Genomic DNA, 12,403 nt, shown 5'->3' with positions numbered 1-12,403 from the left:
GCGCCGGAGACGTCGTGGGCCGCACCCCCGCCGGAGACGTCGTGGGCCGCACTCTCGCCGGACCCGGCCGGGTCGCAGGCCAAGCCCGCCGCCCCGCCCTGGGCGGCCCCTTCCCGGGCCTGGGACCAGCCGGCGGAGGGCGACGATCCCGACCTCCGCGGCGCGCTGACCACCGTCGCGGACGGGATGCCGGACGCGCACGCGGACATCGCCGCGACCGTCCTGCGCCGGGTCACGCGCCGCCGCCGGCTCCGCGTCGTGATGTGGAGCACCGTGTCGCTGCACACGGTGGTCGTGTTCGCGGCCATGATCACGGTCGTGCTGAACTCCGTGGCCGCCGGCGTCGAGACCGCGTTCTCCGAACCCAGGGCCGCCTTCGACCGTCCCACCCCCTTCTTCGACTACACGCCGCCGCCGGACGACGTCCCCGATCCGCTCCCGGCCACGCTGCGCGAACCGGTCCAGTACGCGTACCAGGGCTTCTGCCAGGGTGCCGTCCAGGGCGGCAGCTCGACGGACCCGCAGCCGTGCGCCCAGTGGCGGCTGACCACCGTCAGCGGCGACGAGTGGCGGCTGGAAGGCGCGGCCGCCCCCCTCGCCATCAGCCCGGACGGCCACCGCGTGGCCTATCGGACGCTCGCCGGCCCCTACGTCGTCCGCGACCTCCCCACGGGCGTCGTCAAGACGATCAGCGTCCCCTACAACCTGGCGACCCCGGAGATCACCATCTCCCCCAACGGCCGCTATTCTCCGTCTGCTACGGCGACTCGACCGCCGCGACGCTCGACTTCGACAAGGACCGCACCCTCTACGACGACGCGAAGGGCATCGAGATCCTCGCGGTGTCGGACGACTGCACGCGGGTGGTCCGCGAGAAGGAGGACGTCCAGAACGTCCGAGGTCACCCGTCCGTCAGCAAGCTCTTCATGACCGGCCCCAGCGGGCTCGTCGGCGACTACCGCATCGACGCCGCCCTCACGGAGTACGGCGGCGCCCTCTCCCCGGATGGCCGCACGCTGGCCCTGGTCACGGCGGACCTGAAGCTCGTCACCCTGGACGCCCGCACCGGCCGCGTCGGCAAGCGGCGCACCGACGTGGGCGACTACGAGGTCATCCGCGTCGAGCGCTGGATCGGCCGCGACGAGGTGCTCGTCCGGCGCTGGGACGACGATTACGTGCTGTTGACCAAGGTCCACGTGCGGACGGGCGCCACCGAGGAGCTCGACGCCGAGCTCGGCGAGAGCCTGGGCTACGACTCCCGCTGGGCGCGCTCGGCCCCTGAGACGAGGCAGGGTTCATGAGGCAGGGTTCATGAGCGGGGCCCCGCCGGTCCGGCGGGGCCCCAGCGCGGTCGGACCGCATCGTAAGCGGTCGGACGCCTCATACGGACGGGCCCGTCTCGTTCGGGGACGGGCCGCCTCGCGGGCATACGGCCCGGTCGCCGGGGCGACCGGCACCGGCTCCCGGCAGAGGAGATGGCGCGTAGCGATGATAGTTGTTTATGCACTTAATGCAAACGCATAAGATGTGGTGGTCTGTGTATTTGCGAGGTGGTAACCTCCGCGTCATGGAGGAGCGGTCCGTGGTCGACACCTGGCAGTACGTGCTGTCCACGCACGCCAGGGCGATGTGCGCGCTGGAGCGTGAGCTGGGCGACCGCCACGGTCTGGGGCCGAGCGAGTTCGAGGTGCTCGACCGGATCGTCCTGCACGACCGCAAGCTGCGCATCCAGGAGTTGTGCGACGAGGTCCACCTGAGCCAGAGCGCGCTGTCGCGCGTGGTGGCCCGCCTGGAGCGGGCGTCCCTGGTGACGCGCGTGGTCTGCGACGCCGACCGCCGCGGCGTCTACGTCAGCATCACCGACGAAGGCCGCACCCGCCACGCCGAAGCCCTCCCCACCCACAGAGCGGTCCTCGAACACATCTTCACCGACGCCCCGGCGCTCATCTGACCTCACCTCCCGGCCGCGCCCCAGTCCCACAGGGCCTGGAGCACGGGCGCGAGGTCACGGCCGCGCGGGGTGAGGGTGTAGTCGGTACGGGGCGGCCAGCCCGGCAGGCGACGGCGTTCGACGACACCGGCCTGGGCCAGGTGCGCGAGCCGTTCGGAAAGCACCTTGTCCGACAGCGCAGGCAGCGCCCGCCGCAGGTCGGTGTAGCCGCGGTCGCCGCGCAACAGCTCCCGGACCACCAAGGTCGTCCAACGCCCCCGCAACGCCGCCAGCGTGATCTCCACCGGGCAGGCGGGATCGGGCTCGGCGACCCGCGCGAGGGGCTCGTCGGGCAGGCCCGGCGCGGCCGGGTGACCAACGGTTTGGTGAGTCACGACGGCTCCTCCTAGCGTTGCCGCGTCTCAGTGATTCCTACCTGCCGGAGGGTCAAGATGCGCGAGCTCGCCGAACGTCCCGAGGACGTGCCCCTGGTGTTCGCCGAACGTTTCAACAGCGGCGACGCGGACGCGGTGAGCGAGGTGTACGAGAGCGGCGCGGTGTTCGTCCCCGAGCCGGGCCGGGCGCTGACCGGGGCCCAGGCCCACGCCGCCAACGTCCGGTTCATGGAGCTGGGGCTGCCGATCACGGTCCGCCCGCGGCACGTCTACCCCGCGGGCGACCTCGCGCTGCTGGTCGTGGACTGGTTCATCGACGGCGAGGGCCGCGACGGCCGGCACGTGCGCATCGAGGGGACCGCCACCGACGTCGCCCGGCGCGGCCGGGACGGACGGTGGCGGTACGTCGTCGACAACCCCTTCGGCACGCTCGCCGCTACGGAGTGACGCGCTCGATGACCAGCGGGAGCTGCGGCGCGGTGGACGGGCCCACCGTGTAGGCGCCCTCCAGGGCCTCCAGCGCGCGGGCGAAGCGGCCGGTGTCGTCGGCGTGCAGCGTCATCAGCGGCTGGCCGGCGCGGACGAGGTCGCCGGGCTTGGCGTGCAGCGCCACGCCGGCCCCCGCCGAGACCGGGTCCTCCTTGCGGGCCCGGCCGGCGCCGAGCCGCCAGGCGGCCAGCCCCACGGCGTACGCGTCGAGCCTGGTCAGCACCCCCGACTCGGCCGCCTCCACGGTCATCGTCTCGGCGGCCCTGGGCAGCAGCGCGTCGGGGTCGCCGCCCTGCGCCGCGATCATGCGCCGCCACACGTCCATCGCGGAGCCGTCCGCGAGCGCCTCGGCCGGGTCCTTGCCGGAGATCCCGGCTGCCTCCAGCATCTCGCGCGCCAGCCGTACGGTGAGCTCCACGACGTCGGACGGGCCGCCGCCGGCGAGCACCTCGACCGACTCCGCGACCTCCAGGGCGTTGCCGACGGCCCGCCCGAGCGGCCGGTCCATGGCGGTCAGCAGCGCGACCGTGCGCACCCCCGCGTCGGTGCCGAGCGCGACCATGGTCTCGGCCAGCTCCCGGGCCGTCTCCTCGGTCTTCATGAACGCCCCGGAGCCCACCTTGACGTCGAGGACGAGCGCCCCCGTCCCCTCGGCGATCTTCTTGGACATGATCGACGAGGCGATCAGCGGGATCGACTCGACGGTGCCGGTGACGTCGCGCAGGGCGTACAACTTCTTGTCGGCGGGGGCCAGGCCCGAGCCGGCCGCGCACACGACCGCGCCCGCCCTGCGCAGGACATCGAGCATCTCGTCGTTGGAGAGCGAGGCCCGCCAGCCGGGGATCGACTCCAGCTTGTCGAGGGTGCCGCCGGTGTGCCCGAGGCCGCGCCCCGACAGCTGCGGCACGTACGCCCCGCAGGCCGCCACCAGCGGCGCCAGCGGCAGCGTGATCTTGTCACCGACGCCGCCGGTCGAGTGCTTGTCGGCCGTGGGCCGGTCCAGCATCGACCAGTCCATGCGCTCGCCGGAGCGGATCATGGCCTGGGTCCAGTCGGCGATCTCGCGCCGGTTCATGCCGTTGAGCAGGATCGCCATGGCCAGGGCGGACATCTGCTCGTCGGCCACCTCGCCACGCGTGTACGCGGAGATCACCCAGTCGATCTGGGCCGTGGTCAGCTCGCCGTGGTCCCGCTTGGCGCGGATGACCTCGATGGCGTCCATCACGCGCTCCGGCTCAGGTCCTGCGGCCCGAACGCGTACGGCAGGATCTCGGCCATGCGCTTGGGCCCGTCCTCGGTCTCGACCAGCAGGTCCTCGCCGCCGAACTCGTAGAGCAGCTGACGGCAGCGCCCGCACGGCATGAGCAGCTCGCCGTGCCCGTCACAGCAGGTGAACGCCACCAGCCGCCCGCCGCCCGTGGCGGCCAGCGCCGAGATGAGGCCGCACTCGGCGCACAGGCCGACGCCGTAGGAGGCGTTCTCGACGTTGCAGCCGGTGACCACCCGCCCGTCGTCCACGAGCGCCGCCGCCCCCACGGGGAACTTCGAGTACGGCGCGTACGCGTTCCGCATGGCCTCCTCGGCGGCGGCCCGCAACGCGTCCCAGTCGATGCTCAATGCTGTTCCCCTCTGCGGTAGGTCACGCCGGCGGCCTTGGGCGGCCGCAGCCGCTGCGAGGCGACCAGCAGCACGATCAGCGTGAGCAGGTACGGCGCCATTTTGACGAGTTCGCTCGGCATCTGGTCGACGGTGAGCCAGAGCCAGAACAGGACAATCATGCCCAGCGTGGCGGACGCCATGACCGTGTACTGCCTGACGCCCCTGGCCTCCAAGTCGGCTGACATGAGCTTGCGGGCCTCCAGGACCAGGTAGATCAGCAGGATCATCGCGCCGAACAGGAAGACCGAGGTGAAGGCTCCCGAGTTCGAGCTGCGCAACTGCAGGCCGTCGGCGTAGCCGAACAGGCCCGCGCCGGCGGCTAGGCCGCCGGGCCGCCAGTTGCCGAAGATCATGGCGGCCAGCCCGATGAAGCCGCGGCCGCCCGTCTGACCCTCGACGTACTTGGTGGCGTCGAAGACCAGGAAGGTCCCGCCGAGTCCGGCGAAGGCGCCGGAGATCATGACGGCGACGTACTTGATCCGGTAGACGCTCACGCCGAGCGACTCGGCCGCCCACGGGTTCTCGCCGGCCGAGCGCAGCCGCAGTCCGAAGGGGGTGCGCCAGAGCACGTAGAAGGTGAGCGGCAGCAGCAGGACGGCCAGGATGACCAGCACGTTCACGTCGTGGGTGAGACCGCGCAGAATGCCGGCCACGTCCGACAGCAGGAACCAGTGGGTGCTCTCCAGTTTGCCCAGCAGGTCGGGCCCGTCGGAGAGCACCGGCAGGCTGACCTCCGGCACGGGCGAGCTGAGCGGGGGCGAGGTGGTGATGGCGCCGCCGGCCGCGGACGCCGCGGTGCCCTCCCGGTAGAGCACCTCCGACAGGAAGCGGGTGAGGCCGGGGCCGAGCAGGTTGATGGCGACACCGCTGATGATGTGGTCGACGCCGAAGGAGACGGTGGCGATGGCGTGCAGCAGCCCGCCGAGCGCGCCGCCGAGCAGCCCGGCGACGAGCGCGGCCACGGGACCCCACTGGTAGCCGGCCCAGCCGGCGAACCAGGTGCCGAGCACCATCATGCCTTCGAGGCCGATGTTGACCACGCCGGCCCGCTCCGCCCACAGGCCGCCCAGCCCAACTAGGGCGAGCGGCACCGCCAGCGTCAGCGCGGCGCCGAACGTGCCGGACGAGGTGATGTCGTTGTGGCCGGTCACGACCCGCACCAGCGACACCAGCAGCAGCAGCGCGGCGACCGCGACGAGCGCCAGATGATATTTGCCGACCCTGGTCATGCCGTCACCTTCAGTTGCCTGGCGGCCCGCCGCTCCTCGAGCCGAAGCGCGAACCGGTTGGTCACCTCGTTCGCCACCACGACCAGCAGGACGATGACGCCCTGGATGATCTCGATGACGGAGGGTGGGATGTTAGCGAACTGCAACGGGCCCTGCGCCCGGTCAAGGAAGGCGAAGAGCAGTGCGGCGACCGCGATGCCGGCGGGCTTGTTACGGCCGAGCAGCGCCACCGCGATGCCCAGGAAACCGAGCCCCGAGGTGAAGGTGGTGCCGAACGACCCCGTGGAGCCGAGGACCTCGGGCAGGCCGATGAGACCGGCGATCGCGCCGGACAGGACCATCGCGGCGATCACCATGCGCTTGGGGTTGACGCCGGCGGCCAGGGCCGCGGACTGGTTGAGGCCGCTGGCCTTGACGTCGAAGCCGAAGCGGGTGCGCTCCAGCACCACCCAGAGCACCACGCCGAGCACGATCGCCACGACGAGGAAGCCCCACAACCCGCCCTCGCGGGTGGGGGCGAGCATGCCAAACCAGCCGAAGACGAAGTTGAGGTCGGGGAACATGCCCGAATCGGGGAGCGGCGGCGTGCTCACGGTCAGCTCGCCCTCCGCCCGCGCCCCGGCGAAGGGGCCGCGTACGAGATAGGCGGAGATGTTGATGGCGATGTAGTTGAGCATGATCGTGGCGATGACCTCGTTCACGCCCCTGGTCACCTTCATGATCGCGGGGATGAGCGCGTACAGGCCGCCGACCACCATCGCCACGACGATGATCACGGCGATCTGGATCGGTGCCGGCGCCACGAAGGTGGAGCCCACGTACGCCGCGCAGATGGCGGCGATGCGGTACTGCCCCTCCACGCCGATGTTGAAGAGGTTCATGCGGAAGCCGATCGCCACCGCGAGACCGGCGATGAACAGCGGCACCGCCCGGTTGAACAGCGTGGCGACGCTGTTCGACTGCGCCCGTTCCGAGGCGCCGAAGTCGAAGAAGGCGGTCAGCGCGTGCAGCGGGTCGCCGCCCGCCGCGACGATGGCCACGCTGCAGACCGCGATGGCCAGCACAATGGCGACGACGGCGCCGGCGAGGGTGAGCAGCGCCCGGTTGAGCCCGGCGGGCATCACTCCTCCTCAGTTCCGGCGATGGCGCCGGTCATGTAACCGCCCAGCCGTTCGGGCGTGATGTCGGACGGGTCGAGCGCGGCCACCAGCCGGCCCCGGTAGATCACCTGGATGGTGTCGGACAGGCCGATCAGCTCGTCGAGGTCGGCGGAGATCAGCAGCACGGCCAGCCCGGCGGCCCGGGCGTTGCGCAGGTGGTCCCAGATCGCGGCCTGGGCGCCGACGTCGACGCCGCGGGTGGGGTGGGCGGCGATGAGGAACGACGGCTCGCCGCTCATCTCACGCCCGACGATCAGCTTCTGCTGGTTGCCGCCGGACAGGGCCAGCGCGAGGGTGTCGACGCCGGGGGTGCGGACGTCGTACTCGCCGATGATGCGCTCGGTGTCGGCCTTGGCGGCCTTGCGGTCGACCCAGGGGCCGTTCTTGGCCGGCTTCCTGGTCTGGTGGCCGAGGACCCGGTTCTCCCACAGGGACGCCTCCAGGAGCAGGCCCTGGCGGTGGCGGTCCTCCGGGATGTAGCCGATGCCGGACTCGCGCCGCTTGAGCGTGGACCAGGAGCTGATGTCGCGGCCGTCCAGCTCGACGTCGCCGTGCGCCTGGCGGATGCCCATGATCGCTTCGATCAGCTCGGACTGGCCGTTGCCCTCGACGCCGGCGATGCCGAGGATCTCCCCCTTGTGGATCTCGAACGACACGTCGTCGAGAAGCAGGCGCCTGCCGTCCTGGCGGAGCTTGTCCACGTACGCGGTGATCGAGGTGCCCTTGGGGACGGGACGGTGGCCGTCGGCCTCCATGGTCAGGCCCGCGACCTTCAGTGCGACCTTGTCGGTGACCGTGGACTCGCGGGTCTCGGGCGTGGGCAGCTCGCTGCCCACCATGAGCTCGGCGAGCCGGCGGGCGGTGACCTCGCGGGGGTCGACGCTGGCGACGGTGGTGCCGCGCCGGATCACCGTGATGTCGTCGGCGATGTCGAGCACCTCGTCCAGCTTGTGCGAGATGAAGATGACCGTCAGGCCCTCGGACTTGAGCTCGCGCAGGTTCTGGAAGAGCTCCTCGACCTCCTGCGGCACGAGCACGGCCGTCGGCTCGTCGAGGATGAGGATACGGGCGCCGCGGTAGAGGACCTTGAGGATCTCCACCCGCTGCCGGTCGCCGACGCCCAGGTCCTCGACCAGCCGGTCGGGGTCGACGCGCAGCCCGTGGGCGGCGGCCAGGTCGGTGATGCGCCTGCGTGCGGCCCCCGTGTCGAGGTTGAGGCCCTTCCTCGGCTCGGCGCCGAGAACGATGTTCTCCAGCACCGTGAAGTTGTCGGCGAGCATGAAGTGCTGGTGCACCATGCCGATCCCGGCCGCGATGGCGTCGCTCGGCGTGCGGAAGGAGACCTGCTCGCCGTTGACCTTGATGGTGCCCTCGTCCGGCCGCTGCATGCCGTAGAGGATCTTCATCAGGGTCGATTTGCCCGCGCCGTTCTCCCCCACGATGGCGTGCACCGTTCCGGGCCGGACGGTGATGCGGATGTCGTGGTTCGCGACGACGCCGGGGAAACGCTTGGTGATGCCCTCCAGCTCTACGGCGGGTCGCGCCGTGGCCAAGGTGTCAGCACTCATCTGCCTCTCCTGTTTGGCGCTGCACAGACCGAAGGCCCGAAGTACGTGGACTCCGGGCCCTCGCCTTTCACAGCATGCTCAGCTCTCCGGCTGGCTGGGAACCTTGATCGTGCCGTTGACGATGTCCTGCTTGGCCTTGTCGAGCTGGTCCTTGATGTCGTCGATCTCGCCGCCGGTGGTGGCCAGGCCCACGCCGTCGACCTTCAGGTCGTACGTGACGTCCTGACCGCCCTTGGCGCCGCCCTGGAACGCCTTGATGAACTCGAAGACGCCGACGTCGACGCGCTTGAGCATGGAGGTCATGATCACCGACTGGAGGTTGGTCTCGGTGACCGTCTGACGCTGGTCGGAGTCGACGCCGATGGCCTTCTTGCCGGCCGCCGCGGCGGCCTGGAAGACGCCGAGGCCGGAGTCGCCGGCCGCGTGGTAGACGATGTCCGCGCCGTCCTGGAACATCTTCTCGGCCGCGATCTTGCCCTTGTCGGGGGCCTGGAAGCCGGAGAAGTCACCGTCGGGGGTGAGGTACGTGACGTCGATCTTGGCGTCGGGCTTGACCGACTTCACACCGGCGTCGAAGCCCGCCTCGAACTTCCTGATCAGGTCGTTCTCGACACCGCCGACGAAGCCGACGTGGCCGGCCTCGGACTTGGCCGCCGCCGCGACGCCCGCCAGGTACGAGCCCTGCTCCTCGGCGAAGAGGAGACCGGTCACGTTGGGGGCGCTGGAGGCCGAGTCGACGATGGCGAACTCGATGTCCGGGTATTCGGTCGCGGCCGCCTTGACGTCCTCGGCGTACGCGAAACCCACGCCGATGATCGGGTTGTAGCCGGCGTCCGCCAGCTGGCGCAGCAGGTCGCCGCGGTTGGAGCCGTCCGCGGCCGGGCTCAGCTCCTTGATCTCGGCGCCGAGGTCGGTCTTCGCCTTCTCCAGGCCGGCGTACGCGGCGTCGTTGAAGGACTTGTCACCACGCCCGCCGACGTCGAAGGCGAGGCCTACCTTGAGACCCGACGCCGGGCTGCTCGCGCCGCCCGCCGGCTCCTCGGTGGCCGTGGTCCCGCCACCGCCGCCGCAGGCCGCCGCTGCCATGAGCATGACGCCGACCACCGAGCCGAACGCCATCCTGTTGAATCGCTTGCCGAGCAAGGCGACTCCCTTCCCTTCCCCGCCGTCTTCCGCCGCCGTCAAGAACTCATCGCGGGCGCGAAGAAACGTACGGCACCTGCACGGAAGATAGTTGCTTGACCAGGCGATACCAAACCAGCACACAGGGTCGCAACCGCTCCGTTATCGACATCTCTCGCGACCGTGACCTGAATTGGGATTCAGGCACTTCGGGGCATGCCTCCGAAAAGCTTTGCCCAAAATTGGGACAAGCTCACCTCTTGCCCCAGGGGCGATCATGGCGGAGATTCCCTCCGACAGGTCAACTTCTCATCGGAGACCGCATGCACCCCTGGAAGGCACTGGCCGTGCCGCTGGCCGCGTTACTCGTCGCGACCATGACCGGCACCACGCCTGCCACCGCAGACACCCCCGCCATCTCGATCGAGAACAACGCCACCCAGCCGGTGTTCTCCCGGGCGGACGCCATCCTGCAGACCGTGTTCGTCGAGGTCGCGGGCACCGACAGCGACCACGACGGCGCACCCGACCGGGTCGCCGTGGACATCCTGCGTCCCAAGGAGACCGAGCAGGGCCTGAAGGTCCCGGTCATCATGGAGGCCAGCCCGTACTTCGCGGGCGGCAACGACGTCGCCAACCACCCCGTGGACGTCGACGAGAACGGCGTCCCGCTGCCCACGCTGCGGGCGCTGGCCGCCAGCCCCGAGGCCGGCCCGTTCGACGGCTACTACGACAACTACTTCGTGCCCCGCGGCTACGCGATCGCCCTGGTGGAGAACATCGGCAGCGGCCGCGCCACCGGCTGCCCGACCTCCGGCGACGTCAACGAGACCGCGGGCCCCAAGGCCGCGATCGACTGGCTGAACGGCCGCGCCAAGGGCTTCGACGCGCAGGGCGACCCGGTCGAGGCCACCTGGTCCACCGGCAAGGTCGGCATGATCGGCGTCTCCTACAACGGCACGCTCCCCAACGCGGTCGCCGCGACCGGCGTCGAGGGCCTGGAGACGATCGTCCCGATCGCCGCGATCTCCAGCTGGTACGACTACTACCGCGCCAACGGCGGCGTCCTGGCCCCCGGCGGCTTCCAGGGCGAGGACCTGGACGTGCTCGCCGAGTACGTGCTGACCAGGGAGAACGGCTACGAGGTCTGCGGCGAGCAGCTCGAGCAGCTGGAGGTCGACCAGGACCGGATCACCGGCGACTACAGCCCGCTCTGGGACGCCCGCAACTACCTCAACGACGTGGACAAGGTCAAGGCCAGCGTCTTCGTCGTGCACGGGCTCAACGACTGGAACGTCAAGACCAAGCAGTTCGCCCAGTGGTGGTACGCCCTGGCCAAGCGCGATGTGCCGCGCAAGATCTGGCTGCACCAGGGCACCCACATGAGCCCGTTCAACCTGCGGACCGCCGAGTGGCTGCGCCAGCTGCACGGCTGGTTCGACTACTGGCTGCAGGGCGTCGACTCGGGCATCATGCGTGAGCCGCAGGCCGACGTCGAGGTCCGGGTCGGGCAGTGGGCGCAGGAGGCGTCCTGGCCGCCGCCGGGCACCAGGACCGCCAAGCTCCACCCGGGCTCCGGCTCGACGCTCGGCCCGAAGAAGGACCCGCGGGCGCCGAAGGAGACGTTCACGGACCAGAAGACCAGGACGGCCGAGCAGCTCGTCGAGGCGACCGGCGCGGACCCGAACCGGCTGGCGTACACGACCGGGGCGCTGCCCGCCGACGTGCGGATCTCGGGGACGCCCACCGTCTCGGTGCGGGCCTCGCTGAAGGACGGCGCCTCGCCGTACCTGACGGCGCTGCTGGTGGACTACGGCACCGACGTGCGCCCGACCGGCTCCCTGGTCTCGACGGGCCAGACGTACTGCTACGGCGAGAGCGTGCCCGGTGACAGCGGCTGCACGACGCTGCGGACGCTCGGCACGGCCAGTACCGACTACAAGATCGTCACGCGGGGCTGGCTCGACGTGCGCAACCGGCACCGCGACGACCGTACCGAGCCGCTGCGCCCGGGCAAGGAGTACACCTTCACCTGGGACTTCCAGCCGACGGACTACACCTTCAAGCAGGGCCACCGGCTGAGCCTGGTGATCATCTCGACCGACCACGACTACACCCTCCGTTACCCGGAGGGCACGAAGATCACGGTCGCACCGGGGCACTCCGCCCTGAATCTGCCGGTCTCGGCCGGACGCCTGCGCTGACGGGCGGGCCCGCCGCGTCCGCGCGGCGGGCCGTCAGGCCATCGCGGTGGTGACCGAGTCGAGCGTGCCGACCTCCCACAACGCGGTCAGCGCCGTGGTGGCCATCACCCGCACGCCCATCGCGATCGCCTTCTCGTCGACGTCGAACGTGCCCTGGTGGATGTCGTACGTGAGCCCGCCCGGCGAGCGCGTGCCGAGCCGGGCGAACGCGCCGGGGATGGACTCGAGATACCACGCGAAGTCCTCGCCGCCGAGCGACTGCTGGGTCGGGACGACCGCGCCCGCGCCCAGCGCCCGCTCGGCCGCCTCCGCCAGCATCTCGACGCTGACCTCGTCGTTCACGACCGGCGGCACGCCGCGCTTGTAGTCCATCGTGGCCTCGACGCCGTACGCGCCGGCCACCGACTCCAGCAGCGACTTGATCAGGTCGGGGGCGGCGTGCCAGGCCTCCTCGTCGAGGCAGCGGACGGTGCCCTCGGCGACCCCGTCGTCGGGGATGGCGTTGGCCGCGGAACCGGCCTCGACCTTGCCCCAGACGAGACTGAGCGAGGAACGCGGGTCGACCCGGCGCGACAGCGCGGCGGGCAGCTCGGTGAGGATCTTGGCCAGCGCGAAGACCAGGTCGGCGGTGAGGTGGGGGCGGGCGG

The 12,403-nt window shown here is 70.9% G+C and carries 13 protein-coding genes; 5 read left to right on the top strand and 8 right to left on the bottom strand.

The genetic code is table 11. The features are described 5' to 3' along the window. The 3 genes from C1J01_RS39450 to C1J01_RS39440 form a co-directional block, all read left to right on the top strand. The coding region (locus C1J01_RS39450) for a hypothetical protein (RefSeq protein WP_220040331.1) at positions 1-930 on the top strand (930 nt) is incomplete at its 5' end. Then, on the top strand, positions 927-1,301 hold the full coding sequence (locus C1J01_RS39445) for a hypothetical protein (RefSeq protein WP_111184106.1): 375 nt from the start codon (positions 927-929) through the stop codon (positions 1,299-1,301). The genes C1J01_RS39450 and C1J01_RS39445, both read left to right, overlap by 4 nt. 266 nt (positions 1,302-1,567) lie before the next feature. Continuing rightward, a complete protein-coding gene (locus C1J01_RS39440) occupies positions 1,568-1,951 on the top strand; it encodes a MarR family winged helix-turn-helix transcriptional regulator (protein ID WP_111184104.1) in 384 nt (127 codons plus the stop codon). A gap of 2 nt (positions 1,952-1,953) precedes the next feature. On the opposite strand, the gene C1J01_RS39435 is transcribed toward C1J01_RS39440, so the two are convergent. After that, entirely contained in the window at positions 1,954-2,325 is a 372-nt protein-coding gene (locus C1J01_RS39435; protein ID WP_111184102.1) for a winged helix-turn-helix transcriptional regulator, read from the bottom strand. Between the two features lie 57 nt (positions 2,326-2,382). Between C1J01_RS39435 and C1J01_RS39430 the strand changes: the two genes are divergently transcribed. Further along, complete coding sequence (locus tag C1J01_RS39430) at positions 2,383-2,772, top strand: YybH family protein (protein WP_111184100.1); 390 nt, start codon at positions 2,383-2,385, stop codon at positions 2,770-2,772. Here the strand turns inward: C1J01_RS39430 and C1J01_RS39425 are convergent. From C1J01_RS39425 to C1J01_RS39400, 6 genes are all read right to left on the bottom strand, one after another. After that, the gene (locus C1J01_RS39425; RefSeq protein WP_111184098.1) at positions 2,762-4,036 is read right to left on the bottom strand and encodes a thymidine phosphorylase; all 1,275 of its coding nucleotides are present in this window, start codon (positions 4,034-4,036) and stop codon (positions 2,762-2,764) included. The two genes, C1J01_RS39430 and C1J01_RS39425, sit on opposite strands and share 11 nt — an antisense overlap. Continuing rightward, on the bottom strand, positions 4,036-4,431 hold the full coding sequence (locus tag C1J01_RS39420) for a cytidine deaminase (RefSeq protein ID WP_111184097.1): 396 nt from the start codon (positions 4,429-4,431) through the stop codon (positions 4,036-4,038). Before C1J01_RS39420 ends, C1J01_RS39425 begins: the two co-directional genes overlap by 1 nt. Continuing rightward, the gene (locus C1J01_RS39415) at positions 4,428-5,702 is read right to left on the bottom strand and encodes an ABC transporter permease (RefSeq protein WP_111184095.1); all 1,275 of its coding nucleotides are present in this window, start codon (positions 5,700-5,702) and stop codon (positions 4,428-4,430) included. The genes C1J01_RS39420 and C1J01_RS39415 overlap by 4 nt, the downstream gene beginning before the upstream one ends. Then, a complete protein-coding gene (locus C1J01_RS39410) occupies positions 5,699-6,823 on the bottom strand; it encodes an ABC transporter permease (RefSeq protein WP_111184093.1) in 1,125 nt (374 codons plus the stop codon). The genes C1J01_RS39415 and C1J01_RS39410 overlap by 4 nt, the downstream gene beginning before the upstream one ends. Continuing rightward, complete coding sequence (locus C1J01_RS39405) at positions 6,823-8,430, bottom strand: ABC transporter ATP-binding protein (RefSeq protein WP_111184091.1); 1,608 nt, start codon at positions 8,428-8,430, stop codon at positions 6,823-6,825. Before C1J01_RS39405 ends, C1J01_RS39410 begins: the two co-directional genes overlap by 1 nt. A gap of 78 nt (positions 8,431-8,508) precedes the next feature. Next, positions 8,509-9,573 (bottom strand): BMP family lipoprotein, encoded by a 1,065-nt coding sequence (locus C1J01_RS39400; RefSeq protein ID WP_111184089.1) that lies wholly within the window; start codon positions 9,571-9,573, stop codon positions 8,509-8,511. 302 nt (positions 9,574-9,875) lie between these two features. Here C1J01_RS39400 and C1J01_RS39395 point away from each other — a divergent pair, with 302 nt between their 5' ends. After that, the gene (locus C1J01_RS39395; protein ID WP_111184087.1) at positions 9,876-11,756 is read left to right on the top strand and encodes a Xaa-Pro dipeptidyl-peptidase; all 1,881 of its coding nucleotides are present in this window, start codon (positions 9,876-9,878) and stop codon (positions 11,754-11,756) included. 33 nt (positions 11,757-11,789) lie between these two features. Here C1J01_RS39395 and C1J01_RS39390 read toward each other — a convergent pair. Then, the coding region (locus C1J01_RS39390) for a M20/M25/M40 family metallo-hydrolase (RefSeq protein ID WP_146615884.1) at positions 11,790-12,403 on the bottom strand (614 nt) is incomplete at its 5' end.

The sequence above is a fragment of the Nonomuraea aridisoli genome, assembly GCF_003236395.1.
Taxonomy (GTDB): Bacteria; Actinomycetota; Actinomycetes; order Streptosporangiales; family Streptosporangiaceae; genus Nonomuraea; species Nonomuraea aridisoli.
Note: the sequence above shows the minus strand (reverse complement) of the source record. Positions and strands in the feature narration are given on the sequence as shown.